This window comes from Paraburkholderia sp. NMBU_R16, from assembly GCF_013282575.1.
GTDB lineage: Bacteria > Pseudomonadota > Gammaproteobacteria > Burkholderiales > Burkholderiaceae > Trinickia.
The window spans coordinates 46,641-62,632 of the sequence record NZ_JAAAYE010000018.1 but is presented as its reverse complement, the minus strand read 5'-3'; the positions used below and the strand labels follow the sequence as shown (position 1 = coordinate 62,632).

14 protein-coding genes are annotated in these 15,992 nt (G+C 64.4%); 5 read left to right on the top strand and 9 right to left on the bottom strand.

Annotation, left to right across the window (positions count from 1 at the left end):
* The 3 genes from GWC77_RS11700 to GWC77_RS11690 all read left to right on the top strand — a co-directional run bounded on the left by GWC77_RS11700 (nt 1) and on the right by GWC77_RS11690 (nt 2,839).
* Complete coding sequence (locus GWC77_RS11700; RefSeq protein WP_173257072.1) at nt 1–591, top strand: papain-like cysteine protease family protein; 591 nt, start codon at nt 1–3, stop codon at nt 589–591.
* A gap of 159 nt (nt 592–750) precedes the next feature.
* Nucleotides 751–1,260 carry a TonB family protein gene (locus tag GWC77_RS11695; protein WP_173257071.1) on the top strand — a complete coding sequence of 170 codons (510 nt, stop codon included), beginning with the start codon at nt 751–753 and terminating at the stop codon, nt 1,258–1,260.
* Between the two features lie 262 nt (nt 1,261–1,522).
* On the top strand, nt 1,523–2,839 hold the full coding sequence (locus tag GWC77_RS11690; protein ID WP_173257070.1) for an MFS transporter: 1,317 nt from the start codon (nt 1,523–1,525) through the stop codon (nt 2,837–2,839).
* A gap of 52 nt (nt 2,840–2,891) precedes the next feature.
* Here GWC77_RS11690 and opgC read toward each other — a convergent pair whose 3' ends face one another.
* Nucleotides 2,892–4,037: an OpgC domain-containing protein gene (gene opgC / locus GWC77_RS11685; RefSeq protein ID WP_173257069.1), complete on the bottom strand. Its 1,146-nt coding sequence runs from the start codon at nt 4,035–4,037 to the stop codon at nt 2,892–2,894.
* 191 nt (nt 4,038–4,228) lie between these two features.
* On the bottom strand, nt 4,229–4,366 hold the full coding sequence (locus GWC77_RS11680; RefSeq protein ID WP_173257068.1) for a hypothetical protein: 138 nt from the start codon (nt 4,364–4,366) through the stop codon (nt 4,229–4,231).
* Between the two features lie 344 nt (nt 4,367–4,710).
* On the opposite strand from GWC77_RS11680, the gene GWC77_RS11675 reads away from it, so the two are divergent.
* Nucleotides 4,711–6,108 carry a chloride channel protein gene (locus GWC77_RS11675; protein ID WP_173257067.1) on the top strand — a complete coding sequence of 466 codons (1,398 nt, stop codon included), beginning with the start codon at nt 4,711–4,713 and terminating at the stop codon, nt 6,106–6,108.
* A gap of 90 nt (nt 6,109–6,198) precedes the next feature.
* Here the strand turns inward: GWC77_RS11675 and minE are convergent, their stop codons facing one another.
* The 6 genes from minE to GWC77_RS11645 form a co-directional block, all read right to left on the bottom strand.
* The gene (gene minE / locus GWC77_RS11670) at nt 6,199–6,453 is read right to left on the bottom strand and encodes a cell division topological specificity factor MinE (RefSeq protein ID WP_173257066.1); all 255 of its coding nucleotides are present in this window, start codon (nt 6,451–6,453) and stop codon (nt 6,199–6,201) included.
* Between the two features lie 12 nt (nt 6,454–6,465).
* Nucleotides 6,466–7,278, bottom strand: a complete 813-nt coding sequence (gene minD, locus GWC77_RS11665; RefSeq protein ID WP_173257065.1) for a septum site-determining protein MinD — start codon at nt 7,276–7,278, stop codon at nt 6,466–6,468.
* Nucleotides 7,279–7,340: 62 nt separating this feature from the next.
* Complete coding sequence (gene minC, locus GWC77_RS11660; RefSeq protein ID WP_173257064.1) at nt 7,341–8,081, bottom strand: septum site-determining protein MinC; 741 nt, start codon at nt 8,079–8,081, stop codon at nt 7,341–7,343.
* Between the two features lie 170 nt (nt 8,082–8,251).
* Entirely contained in the window at nt 8,252–8,758 is a 507-nt protein-coding gene (locus GWC77_RS11655) for a GNAT family N-acetyltransferase (RefSeq protein ID WP_173257063.1), read from the bottom strand.
* 204 nt (nt 8,759–8,962) lie between these two features.
* Complete coding sequence (locus GWC77_RS11650; protein ID WP_173257062.1) at nt 8,963–10,315, bottom strand: DUF3999 domain-containing protein; 1,353 nt, start codon at nt 10,313–10,315, stop codon at nt 8,963–8,965.
* Nucleotides 10,312–13,158, bottom strand: a complete 2,847-nt coding sequence (locus GWC77_RS11645) for a DUF2339 domain-containing protein (protein WP_173257061.1) — start codon at nt 13,156–13,158, stop codon at nt 10,312–10,314. Before GWC77_RS11645 ends, GWC77_RS11650 begins: the two co-directional genes overlap by 4 nt.
* Nucleotides 13,159–13,404: 246 nt before the next feature.
* Here GWC77_RS11645 and GWC77_RS11640 point away from each other — a divergent pair, with 246 nt between their 5' ends.
* The gene (locus GWC77_RS11640; RefSeq protein ID WP_173257060.1) at nt 13,405–13,782 is read left to right on the top strand and encodes a copper resistance protein CopC; all 378 of its coding nucleotides are present in this window, start codon (nt 13,405–13,407) and stop codon (nt 13,780–13,782) included.
* A gap of 59 nt (nt 13,783–13,841) precedes the next feature.
* Here GWC77_RS11640 and GWC77_RS11635 read toward each other — a convergent pair whose 3' ends face one another.
* Entirely contained in the window at nt 13,842–15,953 is a 2,112-nt protein-coding gene (locus GWC77_RS11635; protein ID WP_173257059.1) for an HlyD family efflux transporter periplasmic adaptor subunit, read from the bottom strand.
* Between the last annotated feature and the right edge of the window lie 39 nt (nt 15,954–15,992).

Below are 15,992 nucleotides of genomic sequence, written 5' to 3'. Positions count from 1 at the left end.
ATGAAGACTGCTTCGGCGGCGTATCTCATCGCGAGCGCCGCGGCCTGCATGGCGCCGCAGATGGCAGCGCAGGCGGCAAGGGTTCAACTCGATGTTCCCCTCGTGCAACAAATACATAGCGAGTGGTGTTGGAGCGCGGACGCGGATGCCGTGCTGGCTTACCGCGGCGTCACCACATCGCAATGCCGAATCGCCAACTGGGTCGACTCGGTCGGCTATACATGCGGAGCCTATCCGTTTTATTGGAACGATCGAGCGAATTCCGGAAACTACCTGGCCGGGACGACCGGCATCGAAGGCATCCTTTGGTGGCTGGGGCGGCGCGCATCGCGCTATTACAGCAGCCCGCTCTCCTATGGCACGGCGCGTTCGGCCGTTCAGCGCGGCAACCCGGTGATCGCGCTCTGGTCCTGGCCCGGCGGAGGCGGCCATTTCATCGTCATCGACGGATTCGATGATGCTTCGCAAACGCTTTACTTCATGAACCCCTGGCCGGGGGAGGGCGCCGGTTATGGCGACTACAACTGGGTGAGATATGGGCAGGGCGACATGGGGCTTCACACTTGGGTGGAGTCGCTGATCGCATACTAGATTCGATCACGTCGAAACGAAGGTCCGCGAGTTCGCGCTCGTTCGCATGCGCACACAAAATCGGGCGAACCAGGATGCGCAATAGCGAGCGGTGGCCTACTCTTTTCTTATCCCGTTGCCCCCGCTCAGCCGAGCATCTATCGATAGCCACACCTCGCCATGATTGCCACTTTTCGCCGCCTTCCCGCGCCGCGCGTCCGTGGGTATTGGCGCATTCCAGCCTTAGGCGCGCTGGCTCTCGCTAGCGCCTGCACATTCACGCCGCCTCAGCGGCCGTCCGCGCTGACGGCCCCACCGCCGGCCGCTGTCAATAGTGCGACGCTCGATCAATACCGCAAGCTAGTCGCCGAGCGTATCGTCGAGCGCAATCCTTCCTATGTGCAAAAACGCCCGCCGCAAGCGATGCTGCGCTCGCTCGTCGTCGTTGCAATGAAGGTCGATCGCGATGGCAAGCTGGTCTCGTCGTCGGTCTACCGCACCAACGGCGACGACGAGGCGGAAACCACGGCGCTGGCGTCGCTGCGCCGCGCCGCGCCGCTGCCACCGCCGCCGCCCAAGCTGCTCAACGCGCTCGGCCAACTTGAAATGTTCGAGGATTGGCTATTCAACGACGACGGCAAGTTCCAACTGCGCACACTTGCCGCGCCACAGGCACAGGCGTTCGACTGACACCCTCGCGCCAGGCATCCTGTGCGGCGCCCCCGCCCGGATGCCGTGCGAACCGAGCGTGCATCCGCCGACGCCAAGGTCGGCGGACTCGCTATAATCCAGACCGCATTGCATCGCGCCGCTGGCCGCGTCGCACCGCTTGGCGGCCAATGCGTCGAGCAACGCAGCGATTCCGATCGATCCACAACAACGGACCCCGCGTGCGTTCCGCGCGGTTTCGCGCGCGGGCCTCGCATCGCACGTCACGACCACGGAGACTCCTATGCCGGCTTCGCCGTCATCCCCCGCGATGGCTACGTCAACCGACGCAGACAACGCCACGAGCCGCTCGCGCATCGTATTCGCGAGTTTCATCGGCACTGCGATCGAGTTCTACGATTTCTACGTCTACGCCACCGCGGCCGCGCTCGTGATCGGCCCGGTATTCTTTCCCCACAGCTCGCCCACGGCTCAGGCGCTCTCGGCGTTCGTCACGTTCGGCCTCGCCTTCATCGCGCGGCCGGTCGGTTCGCTGTTGTTCGGGCATTTCGGAGACCGCATCGGCCGCAAGTCGACACTCGTTGCATCGCTGCTCGTCATGGGCGTATCGACGACATTGATCGGTTTCGTGCCCGGCTACGATTCGATCGGCGGCCTCGCACCGGTGCTGCTCTGCATCCTGCGTCTCGGGCAAGGAATCGGTCTCGGCGGCGAATGGGGCGGCGCCGCGTTGCTCGCCACGGAGTACGCGCCGGCAGGTCGTCGCGGCTGGTTCGGCATGTTCCCGCAACTCGGACCGTCCGTCGGCTTTCTGGCATCGAACGGACTTTTCTTCGGATTGGCGCTCACACTGTCGGATGACCAGTTCCGCAGCTGGGGCTGGCGCGTGCCGTTCCTGCTGAGCGCCGTGCTCGTCGCGCTCGGGCTTTACGTCCGGTTGAAAATCGCCGAGACCCCGGCCTTTCGCGCGGCAATCGAGCGGCGCGAGCGCGTACGCGTACCGCTCGTCACGCTGTTCGCACGCCACGGCGGGCCGACGCTGCTCGGCGCGTTGGCGATGGTCGTCTGCTATACGCTCTTTTATATCTCGACCGTCTTCACGCTCTCGTACGGCGTCGCGACGCTGCATTTTTCACGGCAAAGCTTCCTCGGGCTGCTGTGCCTAGCGGTCGTTTTCATGGCGCTCGCGACACCGCTCGCGGCATGGGCCAGCGACAGATTCGGCCGCCGGCCGGTCCTGATAGCCGGTATTGCGGCCGCCATCGCCTCTGGCTTTACGATGGCACCGCTCGTCGGCAGCGGATCGCCGCCGCTCGTCGCGCTCTTTCTGATCATCGAGCTGTTTCTGATGGGCATCACGTTTGCGCCGATGGGTGCGCTGTTGCCCGAGCTCTTTCCTACGAGCGTGCGTTACACCGGCGCAGGCGTGTCGTACAACCTTGGCGGGATTCTCGGCGCATCGGTCGCACCGTATATCGCGCAGATGCTCGCAGCCCGCGGCGGCCTCGCGTGGGTCGGGGCTTATGTCTCGATCGCCGCCGCCGTCAGTCTCGTCGCGGTCCTCGCCATGCGCGAGACACGCGGTATTGCGCTGAACTGAGCGTTTCGTTTGCGCACGGGGTGGGCCCGCGCTTAGCCGCCCGGCCCCGCTCCTACTCGCGCTCGCGGGAACGTGCCGGAAGCCAGGCCATCGCTGCCGGCACGCTGACCGGACGCTTGCGAGCCTTCAGCGCGCTCGCCGCGCGTCCGAGCGAAACGAGCAAGACAACGGCTGATGCGTCACCGAGCAGACGGATCGGCCAGTCCGTCCAGATATCGCTCGTCTGCACACGTGCGAGCGCCAACGCCGCATCGATCGACATCGATACCACCGTGCCGCCCACGAAGCAGATGAGGCCTTGTTTGCCGATCGTCACCACGCCCGGCAAGCGATCGGCCAGCTTGCGCAACCATCCTAGCCGCACTGCTTGTGCGCAAAGCCAGGCAATCGAGAGGAAGCTGACGATGCGAACGCTCGCGAGATTCTGTTTCATGAAGCCCGGCGACGGATGCGCATCGATGCAAAGCTTGACGAAGGCAAAGGTCAGGGCCACGACAAAGGCGGCCCGCGTTATCCGCTTTCCGGTCGCCGACGCCAGCGTCTCGGCCGATACCGGGTGAATCCGTGCGAGGATGCCAAACATGAACATCAGTTGCCAGGCAAACGGATTGAAAGGCCAGCTCCCGTCGCCCGCCGCCGGCAGCAAAGCGCCGAGCCATGGCGCGACGAGCCAGAGGGCGAGACTGGACGTCAGCACGGCCACCGGCGCGCGGCGCGTAAGCGGCACGATGAGCGGCACGACCAGCGCGAACAGCACGTACATCGGCAATACAGCCGATAGATAAGGCTGACGGCGAAAGAGCGCAATGTCCGCCAGTGTCTGCCACGGATGGCGTGCGAAGACGGGCCAGCCTGTATCCGCCATCGCCGCTTGCGCGCAGGGCACGCGGGTCAACAATGCACCGCCGACGAGCATCAGCGCCGCCGTCAGCAGATAAGCACGATAGATTTCTCCGGCCCGCTTGAGAAAGCGTCGACGGGCACCGGTATCGCCGTTGCGGGAAGCCACCGCGCCATAGGCCGCCGCGGAAGCATAGCCGCCTAGGAATACGAATACTTCGGCGGCATCGCAATACGCGTAGCTATGCAGCATCGCGTGTTGCAGTATCCCCCTCGAGATGTGATCGATCGCAATGACGATCAACACCGCACCACGCAAAAAATCCACTTCGACCGAACGTCCCGCTGTCACACTCATCGGATCCCCTCGAACGAATCGGACGACGGCAACCGGCAATGCTATCGGCGCCCCGCCTCGATCCTCGTTTCCTGACGAACAAATGCGATGGACAATCTGTTCCCCCGTCCGTTCCTCGTCGAGGGGATGCCGTTCATGAAAAGCAGGGTTCGCGCCTGCGCGGGTTGTGCGCCGCGCAACGATGCGTGGATTCAACGATAGTAGTAACGGCCATGATAGGCGCCATGGTAGTAGCCGGGATAGTAACCTTCGGCCGGTACCACGACACATCCGGCCAATGTCGCGGCCAGCAGCGCCCCCGCGATCCATGTCAGTATCGAGCGTTTCATTTCGTCTTCTCCCCTCGAGCGCGTGCGTGCGACGCATATCGAAACATCGGAAACGTCGAATCGTTGCGGCAACTCGACGGATGAGTCGATTGGACAGCAGCGCGCGATGCCGCAGCGTTGCAATTTGTAAGCAGCCGATGCGGACGTATTACAGAACATCGGCATCGCGCGTCGAACACGGTGCGTACGCTGGCGACAGGGGGGCAACACCGTACGAACGGGCACAGATTTAACAGGCTTGTAATGCGCGCAGCGCCCAATCCTGCAAGAACATCGCTTCGATTCTTGCCAGGCGTGGCAGACGATGCCTCGCTATAGTCGCCACTTTGGCCGCCCACTATCCCATGCTCCGGACCAAGCTCGCCCGATCTCCCGATCTCGTCCGCTATTCGCGGCACCTATGGCGCCGCTATGGGGTTTTCTGGCTCGGCGCGATTGCGGTCGGATTGCTCGCCGTTTTCTACGCGCGGCTGATCGACTGGGGCTACGGCGCCTTTCAGGCGATGCAGCATCGCCACGCATGGCTGCCGCTGATCGTCACGCCAGCCGTCGGCGCGGCGTGCGTCTGGGCCACGCGACGCTTTTTCCGAGGCGCGGAAGGCAGCGGCATCCCGCAGGTCATCGCCACGCTCGAAGAAGGCCCGTCCAGGCTCGGGCCGCGCATGCTCGGCATGCGCATTCTCGTCGGCAAGGTCGCTGTCTCCTTTCTCGCGATCCTCGGCGGTTTTACGATCGGCCGCGAAGGGCCGACGGTGCAGGTTGGTGCAACGCTGATGTACAACATGCGCCGTTTCTATCCGCGCTCGAACGCCCTCATCGAGCGTCAGCTCGTGCTCGCCGGTGCGGCCGCGGGCCTCTCGGCAGCCTTCAACACGCCGCTGGCCGGCATCGTGTTCGCCATCGAGGAGTTGACGCGCAGCTTCGAAGCACGCGCGAGCGGCGTGCTGATCACGGCCATCATCGTGGCCGGCGTGATCGCTCTGGGCATGAATGGGAATTACACCTACTTCGGCACGATCCAGCTCGGCTCGCATTTCCCCGATCTGCTCGCGCTCGCCGTTGTCATCACTGCGCTGGTAACCGGGCTTGCGGGCGGTTTTTTTGCGTGGCTCTTGCTGCATACCTCGCGCTGGCAGCCCGCCGCGTTGCAGCGGTTGCATCGCGAGCGGCCGGTACTGTTCGGCGCGCTGTGCGGACTCGTGATTGCGGTCGTGGGCATCGTCTCGGGCGGCACCACGTTCGGCAGCGGCTACGCGGAAGCGCGCGGCCTGCTCGACGGACGCGAACAATTGTCGGCGTTTTATCCGTTCCTCAAGCTGGTATCGATGGTCGGCTCGTATTTGCCCGGCATACCGGGCGGCATCTTTGCGCCGTCGCTATCGATCGGTGCCGGCTTTGGCAACCTGCTGCACATGGTGTTCACGAACATGCAATTGCCGATGCTGATTGCGCTCGCGATGGTGGGCTATCTGGCAGCGGTGACGCAGTCGCCGATTACGTCTTTCGTCATCGTGATGGAGATGATCAACGGCCATGCGCTCGTGATCTCGTTGATGGCGACCGCACTGATCGCGAGCCGCGTGTCGCGGCTCATTGCGCCGCCGCTCTACGAGTCGCTTTCGCACCGTTATCTGACGCCGGCTGCACAGCCCGCGGCCGCGCCCGAATCGCCCAAGACGCTCGAACCGCTTTTCGAAGACGAGGAGCCGCCGGCAAAGCCGGCTGACGACCGAAGCAGTTGATCGACAACCGCGCAAAACCGGGGAGATGAGCAAGCCACACAAGTTGCGCAGCGGCGATGGCGATGCGGACGTCGGACGCCCGCATCGCGTTCAAGTCTGAGGGATTTCGATTTTGACTTCGAGGACTTCGAGATCGTCTTGCCGTTCGAGGCTCACGCGGATATCGTCGTCCGAAATTTTGACGTACTTCGAAATGACCGCGACGAGTTCACGCTGCAGCGCCGGCAGATAATCGGCCGGCGCGTGCCCACCGCCGCGTTCGTGAGCAATGATGAGTTGCAGCCGCTCTTTCGCGACCGCCGCGGACTTCTTCTTTTCGCCGAGCAAAAAGGAAAGTATCGACATGGCGTGCTCCGCTTACTTGCCGAAGAGGCGCTGCAAAAGCCCCGGCTTCTGATAATCGGTAAAGCGCAACGCCTTTTCCTCGCCCAGAAAGCGCGCAACGATATCCTTGTACGACTCGGCCACGTCGGTGCCGTCCATGTGCACGGCCGGCAAGCCCTGGTTCGAGGCGTGCAGCACCGCCTCCGATTCGGGCACCACGCCGATCAGTTCGATACGCAGGATCTCCTGAATATCGGACAGCGAAAGCATTTCTCCTTCGCTCACACGCTTCGGGTTGTAGCGCGTGATGAGCAGATGTTCCTTGATCGGATCCTTGCCCTCGATGGCGCGCTTCGTTTTCGAGGAAAGGATGCCGAGAATACGGTCGGAATCGCGCACCGACGACACTTCGGGATTCGTCACCACGAGTGCCTCATCGGCAAAATGCATGGCGAGCAACGCACCCGATTCGATTCCGGCCGGGGAGTCGCAGACGATGTAGTCGAAGCCCATGCCGCTCAGATCGTTGATGACCTTCTCCACACCTTCGAGCGTGAGCGCATCCTTGTCGCGCGTTTGCGACGCGGGCAGGACGAAGAGGTTTTCGCACTTCTTGTCCTTGATGAGCGCCTGGTTGAGGTTCGCCTCACCCTGGATCACGTTGATGAAGTCGTACACGACGCGGCGCTCGCAGCCCATGATGAGGTCGAGATTGCGCAGGCCGACGTCGAAATCGATCACGGCCGTCTTGAAGCCCCTCAGTGCGAGGCCCGACGCGAAGCTCGCGCTCGTCGTGGTCTTGCCCACGCCGCCTTTGCCCGAAGTCACCACAACGATTTTTGCCATTTCCCCTTACCCTGTGTTCGTCAATTGAGTCGATGAGGCATGCGCGATGCGTATCGCACATCTCACGTGAGCCGCAGCGGCTCGATGATCAGTCGTTCGTCGGCAAGCCGGATTTGCACCGACTTGCCCAATAATTCGGGCGGCAACGGGTTTTCCGACGTCCGATAGATGCCTGCGATCGAAATCAGTTCCGGTTCGAGACACGTGCAGAAAATCCGCGCGTCGTGATTGCCGTGGACGCCGGCGAGTGCCCGCCCGCGTAGCGGTGCGTAAATATGGATGTTGCCTTCGGCGATCACTTCCGCGCCGTAGCTCACGAGCCCGAGCACGATGAGATCGCCCTTCGCATAGATTTGCTGCCCCGAGCGCAGCGGTTTGTCGATGACGAGCGCCGACGCGGCAACCTGCGGCGGCACTGGCGCTGCAACGTCCGCAGGCTGCGGCGCGGCGGCGCCTGCCTGCTCGCCCTTCGAAGGCGCTGCGCGCCGGTCGCGCGCTTCGAGCAAAGGCAGCCCGCCGCGAGCGGCCCACTCGGCCTGATGCGGCGCGGCAACGACGCCGAGCGCGCGCATTCTGACTTCTCCCAGCAGCGCCGTCAGTTCGTCGAGCGGCACGCGCTCGTCATCGGCCAAGCGCCGTACATCGATGGCGACGACATCGCCCGCGAAGAATTCGGGAGTCGCCTCGAAGCGCCGCGTGAGCTCGCTCTTCAGCGCATCGAGGTCGGTCGTCTTGACGACGAACAAGAGCGTATCGACCGAGCCGCTGCGTAGTTCGAAGAATGGCGATTTATTCAGCGACATAGCGTTGAGGCAAAAAATTTTGCGTATTTTACAGGGGTCCGCGCGTGCGGCGACGATTTTTCCGCTACGAGGAAGGGCCGCGGTGGCGGGAATGGCCTGGCGGCGAACGGTGCACACGCCGTCAGAGCCACTTCCGAAGGAGATGCCGTAGGAGGCAGGATGGGGCGCACTCAGCGCTTGACGTGCCGCACCAGCAGCGTTTCCCACGCTTCCGGTTCACGCGGCATGCGTGCGTGGTCGCCCGTCGGCCCGAAGCCGAGACGTTCGTAAAACCGCATCGCGTTGCGGTTGATATCGGTCACCCACGCGTGGATTTCGTCGGCGCCGCGCTCGGCGAGCCATTCGCTCGCCGTATTGACCAGCAACTCCCCACCGCGCAAATGGCGCACGGCCGGCGCGACCCATAGCGCGCAGACGAACGCCTTGTGCCCGTCGTCGAAGTAAGCGCCGATCAGCCCCGCCGGGTAACCTTCCGTGTAGAGAATGAAAGATGTGGAGGTGTCGGATCCGGCATGGCGGGCGGCGATCGCTTCGAACGTTTCGGTCTGTTCGTGGAGCGCCTCCTCGAGCGTCTGCCCGAACGCGTAGGGCGCTTCGCGTAACGCCGCGGTGCGCAATTCGCGCAGTGTTGGGCCCTGGTCGGCAGCAATACGGCGAACTGTCAGCGATGAACTCATGAATATCCGATGGGCGGAAGAAATGCCGGTGCGTAGCTTCGCCCTAACCGGCGAGCGAGTCAAATAGTCGTCGCGGGCGAGCACGCTAAAGAGTCTTGCAAGACCCGGACCACGCGCATCTATAGCATGTAAGCACACTGAAAGAAAGCTCTCGCGTTGGCACTGCGAAACGTCAGGCGTGCCGATCGTCGGCACTGGCGAGCGTCACGACCGCGCCGTATCTTGCGGCCGCAAGAGGCGCCAAGCCATCGCGGCGAGCACGGCGACGGCCAATAGCAACGCGCCCCAGAGCACGTATCGGCGCGTTGAGTCGGCATTGCCGGCGGCTCGCCGCGCTTCATTCTCGTCGACCGGCAGTGGCGCGCCCAGGTGTGCCGGCTTGACACCCGCCCCGCCCTCGCCCCCCACGAGGATGTCGTCGCGCGGCGCGGCAGCCCCAGCAACGCGCGCATTGCCGACGCCAAGCGAGAACGGTCCGGCGCCGCGAGCAACGAACGTGAGCCGTGCCGGTTGCCAGCCCACTGCCGCGCTCGGCGTGCCGTTGCCCAGTCCGCCGTTGCGCATGTCGACGACGATTCGCCATTGACCATCCGTATCCGGCGCGAATTCCAAAGGCGGATTGCGCGCTTCACCGTGTTGCGCGACGCGAAAAAGCAGCGCGTGCGCAATCTCGCGCCACGGCACATCGCCGTTCGGGCGCGAGTAGACGGTGGCTTGCGCCACCGTATTCAGTTGCGGCACATCGATTCTGAGGCGGTCGACCGGGTAGGCGCCGCCCGTTTCGAACAGATATTCGCCCGCAGTTTTGCCCGCATGGGCGACGAGGCCCTCGCGCCATTGGCGCGCGCCATCGGATGGGCGGGCTTCATCGGGATAAAGCTCGACGTCGACCGATGCGATCTGCGGGCCGCCGCCAAGCCACCGAAGCCGCAAATAGCGCTCTCTCTGCCCGAGGTTATCGAGCGCGATGCGTTCCTGCGCAAGACGCTCGCCGTTGTGATTGGCCTCGAGAATCGAGGCATCGGCCACTGCGCGCCAGCTTTGCAGATCGGCGCTGGCATCGACATGCACGCGTCCTTGGTAGCTGTCCTCCCGCACATGGATGACAAGCGCGCCCACGTGCTGTGCGGCAGAACCGATATCGAGCAGGTCCGCATCGCGCGCGCCCGCGTTCGCTGCGGCCGTGGTGAGGCGCAATGTCCCATCCTGTGCGATGGATACGCCGGCCGTTGCGGCGGGCGCGTTCGCAGCGGCGGCCGGCAAGGGAAACCAGTTGACCGGACGCAGCGTCGGCGCCTGATGGGCCACGGGAGCATCGAGCGAATAAGGCACGGGCTCGCCTGCTCCATTGAACACACGCACATCCCCGAGATCGGATCGCCGGCTCGCGACATAAACGGCCGGCGGCACGGCAAGCACGTAGTACGGCGCGCTGCCGTCGAATTCGAGCGCAAAGCGATGCATGAACGGCGTTGGCGCAGCTTGCGCCGCAACCGGCAGCCCAATGGCGAACGCCGTGAGAACCGCCGCGCCGCAGCCTGCAACGAAACGCTTCACGTGAGGTTCCCTCCCGTTGTTTCGTGATCCGAAACTTTCGGCGGCAGCGGCGAAAAGTAGCCGATCAACAGCAGCATCACGCCTATCCCGATGAACGACACGATGCGCTCGAGCCCCTGAACGTGCGACAAGTCGAACACGAACAGCTTCAAGACGGTCAAGGCGAGCAGGCCGGCCGCTACGAACCAGACCGCGCGTGCGCCCTTGTGCGTGGCCCAGATGGTCATGGCAAGCGCGCTCACCGTCCAGAGGATCGAGACGCAGGCTTGCGCCAACGTGGAGCGCGCCATTTCGCCGAGGCTGTACGGCAGACCGATCCAATGATGAAGCGCGCGCAACAGCAACGCGTTGAGCCAGAGAAATCCCGTGGCCAGTGTCGCGTAAGCGAACACGCGGGACGGTAACGCAAAACCGAATGTCGACGCGCGCCGCAGCCATGCCGCCATCGCACCGAACACGAGCATCTGCGCGACATCGAGTGGATTGAATAGCGGCAGCCACGGCAACGGCGCCGCGCTGCCATCGCTTTGCAAACTAACCAGGGTCCATACCCAGAGCAGTGCGGCAAGCGGCCCGGCCGCCCAGAGCTGATAGGCACGCGCGAATCGCCCGATGGGCCAACGCAAGCGTGTCCCGACGGCCGACACGAGTAAAACCGCCATGCCGACGCCGTATGCCCACGCGCTCCAACTCCAGGCACCCTCGGGCACGTACGTGCGCAAACGCCAATACGCTTGCTGGGCGAGCACACAGCAGAGCACCCAGAACATCACCGTATGCAGCGCATCCGCAGTCCAGCCAGGCGCATCGCTTTGCTCGCGCCATAGCAGCAGATATCCCAAAACAAATGCAGTCGGCCACGCAATCGCCCCGAGACCCGTGAGCGGCGCCCCGTTCAAGCCCAGCGCGGCGAGAGAAAGCCACGCCAGTACCGGCGCAAGCGCCAGTGCGGGCCATCGCGCCGCGGGCCATGCAAGCACGCGGCGAAGCGCATGCGCGAACCAGGCTGTCAGCACGGCAAAAAGTATCGAGGCATCGATAGCGAAACGCTGTGGCGCCCCGACGGCATGCGTTTGCGCGTAGGCCGCGATCTCGTCCGCTCCGCCGCCGATCCACCAGACGAGCCCCCAGATCGCCGCCGCGAGGCCCAGTTGCCCGGTCCACGGACGCCACGCGCGCCCTTCGTCGCGCCCATGCAGCTGCCAACCGGTGAAAACGCCGCCCGCCGCAATCAGCAATGTCGCCAGATAGGCGCCATTCAGCACCGGCGTAGCGGGTGCTCTTGCGAAAAGCTGACTCACTAAAAATGCGCCGGCTGCCGCTAGCTGCATGAGAAGCCCGAAAGCAAGCGGCAAGTAGCGCCGTTGACGCACGCCGAGCCAGGTGACGGCGGCGCCTTCGACCGCCCAGGCCGCGCTCGTCGTCGGTCCGCTGAACGCGAGTGGAATAGCGAGCGTGGCGAAGATGACGCCAATGGCCGCCGCGGACTGAAACAGCAACGCCAATCGCTCGCGCCGACGCGCGAGCCACGCGGCCACGATCAGGTAGAAAGCGCTGAGCGCGACCGCGCTCCAGGCAAGGCCGAATGGGATGTGCCTCATCAGCGCAGCCTGCAAACCGAGCACGACGATGGGGGTGGCGAATACGAGTGTGCCGTCGACGTAATGCTGGATCGCGAGTTCGCGGCGCATCGCATAAAGCAGTGCGATACCGACGTACATCAGAAAGAAGAGGATCAGAAACGGCTCGGTGCTCGCGAGCAATTCAGGCCGGTACGACGTCACTCCCCAGGCTGTACCGATGGCGAAAGTGAACGTAAAGCCGAGCAAATTGAGCGGGCGCCAAGCCTTGAACCAGGCGATGGCGAAGATACCGGCATCGAGCAGTGCGTAATAACTGAACAGAACGACGTGACTGCCGCCACCTGTCGAAATCAGCACCGGCGCCAGGAAGCCGCCCCCACTCGCGAGAAACGCAAGCGCGGGCGCGTCCTGGCGTACAGCCAGAAACACACCCAGGGCACAAATGACGACCATCAATGGGAACGCCGCACTGGCGGGCAGCAGCCCGTAAAGCTTGGTCGCCGCAAACACCGTCAGGTACAGCACACCGATACCGCCGCCTTGCAGCACGAGGCCATAAGCACCGCGCCGCGGGCCGATACGCCAGCCCAGTATGAGCAGCACGACGGCGCCGAGCGCGACACCCGCGAGGCGGAACTCGACTGGCAGCATCGCGTTGTCGGCCGCATATTTGAGCAGGAACGCCACGCCGAAAAAGAGGACGATGATGCCCACCCGCACTACCGTGTTACCGCCGACGAGCCAATCACGCGCCGCTCGCACTGCTCGCTCGAAGACCGTCGGTGCGGCCGGAACGGTCTGCTCATTGCGCTCGCCGGGCATGGGCGCGGACATCGCCGCGATGCCGGGCTGAACTTCGCTTGCGTCGTCACGGGAGAGCGGCGGCGTGCCGGAATCGGAGGGCCCGACAGGCGCTCCTGTCGTCTGCGCGGCGACAGCGTCGCCGGGAAGCGGCTGCGCGATGGGAGACACCTGAGGGGGTTGCGCCTCGGTCGAATGCAGCCGCGCGAGTTCCTGCGTCAACGCGGCGACCTGGCGTTCGAGCTGCTCGACGCGCGCAGCGAGCGGTGTCGAACCGTCGAGCGCTTTTTCCGCGCCCGCGTCAGCGGTTGTTTGCGCCGGCGATGCCCGGCGGAGCCACACGCCGAACATGAAGCCGGCCAGCGCTCCCACTATCGCCCCGCTCACATCCGAGGCACCGACAAGCCGCGCCATCGCCGAGCCGATCACCAGGCCCACCACCCCAAAGATCCAGCGCATGTGTTCCTCTTTTTGTCTTTTCATCGCAACGGCAACGGCCAGCGTGCGCAATGTGCGCGACGTGAGCAACGTGAGCAACGCGAGCGACGTCCGATATGGCAGGAGAACGATGTGTAGGCTATCACATGCATTTTCGCGTGCCCCCGATGGTGTGGCATGCCTCGTTTGCGACACTACGACCGATCGGCTAGGATCGGAGCCCTAGTCACGCGCCCGCCTTGCACTGCATTGAAGGTCACTGAGGATATGAAGAAGCATCTATCGATCGTTTCCGCGGCGCACATTGCCGCCGCCGCACTGACGCTTGCCGCCGCCTCGCTCGCGTTCGCTCACGCCAGGCCGACTCGTCAGGAGCCCGCCGCCGGCGCCACCATCACGGCGACGATCAACAAAGTTGCCATCGATTTCGACGACCGTCTCGAACCGGCGCTCAGTTCGATCGATGTGACCAATGCACAAGGCAAGTCCGTCGTCAGCGGCAAGTCGGCTGTCGATGCGGCGAACCCGAAGTACATGTCGGTTTCGGTCGGCACACTCGCGGCCGGTAAGTACACCGTGGTGTGGGTCGCCGTTGCGGCGGACGGGCATCGCACACAGGGACGTTATACGTTTTCGGTGAAGTAACTGCCGAGCATGCGATCGTCTTCGGCATACGATGGTCGCCACGGAAGGCGATCGCATCGTCAAGCGCCACCCTCGCGCACAAATACGGCCGCAAGCCACTTCAACGCTCGCCACGCAAAACTTTGACGCGCCGCGCCGATCGTCGCGGTGCCGACGATCTCGCGCGGCCACGCCTCGTTCCCGGGGCACGCGCCGATTCGTACGCGATAGGTGGCCGCGAGCGGCACGAGCTGATGCGTGCCCGGCTGCGACTGCACCGGCAGCGGCCCGCCGTACACGCTTGCCAGCGATGGCACATCGAGCGCGGCAAGATTGACGCGATCGACGGCCGTTACGCGGCAGTGCAGCGCACCCCGTTCGGGCAGCGACGCAACGAATGTCACCGGCTCGCCGGACGCGATGCGCGCCGCATCGTCTTCACCGACAAACGCCTCGCCCTTCACCCCCATCGGCCCGACGACGTCGAACAGATGCTCGCCGCGCGGCAGCCAGGTACCGGGCGCGAGCGCGTCATCGGTTTGCACGACACCGTCGAACGGCGCACGCAGCGTGAGTTGCGCGACTTGCGCCGAAAGCCCCGCCACCGTTTCGCGGGCAGCGTCCCAGCGCCGCCGCAGCGCGACACCCTGTTCGAGTAGCCGCGTATCGAACGACTGCTGCTCGACCTGCCAGCGCAACAACGCTTCGTCGGCTCGTGCTGCTCGCAGTCGATGCGTCAGATCGGGCGAGCTCAGCACGGCCAGTACGTCACCCGCATGTACGCGCTGACCGTCGCGGGCGATCGGTGCCTCGCCGCTCGCGTAAGCCGCCTCGGGAGCATAGAGGCCTTGCGCGCGCTGCGGCCCAAGCACGGCCGGCGCGCCCACACCGCCGTGCCATGGCAGCACGACAAGCGCAAACAGGATCGCGCCGAGGGCCGCGCTACGCCGGGTCTGCCGGCACCAACGCAGCGCCGAACGGCGATGCCAGCAGGCGATGACTTCGCGCACGATCGGCCGTGCGATGAACCAGCCGAATTCGACGCAAAAGAGGATCAAGCCCAGCGCCTTGAAAAAAGCGTGATAGACGACGAGCGCGATCGAAAAGAAGACGACGAGCCGATAGAGCCAGGTCGCGAACGAGAACGCGATCAAAAAGCGTCTGCGGCGTGCTGCGCACGGCTCGGGTTGCGGATCGCCAAAACCGAACAGTTGCTCGCGCATCCACCAGCGGCCGAACGCAAACGCGCGATCGTGCAGATTCGGCATGTCGAGCCAATCGGACAGCAAGAAATAGCCATCGAAGCGCATGAACGGACTTGCATTGATCGTCAACGTGCCGATCCAGGTCGTCGTTGCGAGCAGGAATGCGCCCGCGCGCAACGGTCCATCGGGCAACAGGCTCCAGGCCAGCGTGGCGAATGCGGCCAATGCAAGCTCGGTCAGCATCCCGGCAGCGCCGATGCGCAACCGCTCAGCACGCCCCGGCACCTTCCAGGCTTCGGTGGTATCGGTGTAGAGCACCGGCACCATGACGAGCAGCGCGACGCCCATCGTCGGCACGCGGCAGCCGTAGCGATGCGCGGTGAACGCATGACCGAACTCGTGCAGCACCTTGGCACAGCCCAGTGCGAGAGCGATCGCGGCAAGCCCGCGTAGATCGGCGTAGCCGTGGAAGGTGTGGACGAATTCGTCCCAGCGTCGCGACACGAGCACGAGCCCGATCAACGCCGCAACCGCGACGCCGATCCAGAACGCCGGGCGGTAGGCGAGTTCGGCGTAACGCGCGAAGCGCCGCAGAAAAGGCATCGGCCGCCACAGTGGCACGCGAACCATCAAATAATGCTTGAGCAGCCACATGGCGTGCGACAGCTTGCCCGCCGCGGCTGCGCTCGCGAGCCGTCCCGTGTCGGCCGCGCTCGTCGCGACGAGAAGATTCTGATGAAGCAGCGTCCGTACGAGCGACTCGAAGTCCTCCATCGTCAAGCTCAGCGTCGTCTCGGCGTTGACCGAAGCGACGATCGCGTTTGCATCGTCGAGCGGCCAGCGCGAGAGCATCTCGAACGCGGGCCACCCGATCTGGAAGAAACGATTCGCCGCCGGATCGTGGAGCATCCACGTCGGGGCGCCGTCCGGCGTCGCGCCGCCGGGCGTCAGGCTCAGTTCTTGGCGAAGGGATGGAAGGCGGGGCATCGAAGCTACGTCATTTCACAAGGCGTGGTCATGGACCGA

Bases quoted from the DNA above. Each gene is read 5' to 3' on its own strand.
- GWC77_RS11640 (WP_173257060.1), top strand. From the start codon at position 13,405: ATGAAGAAGCATCTATCGATCGTTTCCGCGGCGCACATTGCCGCCGCC.
- minC (WP_173257064.1), bottom strand. From the start codon at position 8,081: ATGTCGCTGAATAAATCGCCATTCTTCGAACTACGCAGCGGCTCGGTC.
- GWC77_RS11655 (WP_173257063.1), bottom strand. From the start codon at position 8,758: ATGAGTTCATCGCTGACAGTTCGCCGTATTGCTGCCGACCAGGGCCCA.
- GWC77_RS11675 (WP_173257067.1), top strand. From the start codon at position 4,711: ATGCTCCGGACCAAGCTCGCCCGATCTCCCGATCTCGTCCGCTATTCG.
- GWC77_RS11645 (WP_173257061.1), bottom strand. From the start codon at position 13,158: ATGCGCTGGATCTTTGGGGTGGTGGGCCTGGTGATCGGCTCGGCGATG.
- GWC77_RS11635 (WP_173257059.1), bottom strand. From the start codon at position 15,953: ATGCCCCGCCTTCCATCCCTTCGCCAAGAACTGAGCCTGACGCCCGGC.
- GWC77_RS11700 (WP_173257072.1), top strand. From the start codon at position 1: ATGAAGACTGCTTCGGCGGCGTATCTCATCGCGAGCGCCGCGGCCTGC.
- GWC77_RS11695 (WP_173257071.1), top strand. From the start codon at position 751: ATGATTGCCACTTTTCGCCGCCTTCCCGCGCCGCGCGTCCGTGGGTAT.
- minE (WP_173257066.1), bottom strand. From the start codon at position 6,453: ATGTCGATACTTTCCTTTTTGCTCGGCGAAAAGAAGAAGTCCGCGGCG.
- minD (WP_173257065.1), bottom strand. From the start codon at position 7,278: ATGGCAAAAATCGTTGTGGTGACTTCGGGCAAAGGCGGCGTGGGCAAG.
- GWC77_RS11680 (WP_173257068.1), bottom strand. From the start codon at position 4,366: ATGAAACGCTCGATACTGACATGGATCGCGGGGGCGCTGCTGGCCGCG.
- GWC77_RS11690 (WP_173257070.1), top strand. From the start codon at position 1,523: ATGCCGGCTTCGCCGTCATCCCCCGCGATGGCTACGTCAACCGACGCA.
- opgC (WP_173257069.1), bottom strand. From the start codon at position 4,037: ATGAGTGTGACAGCGGGACGTTCGGTCGAAGTGGATTTTTTGCGTGGT.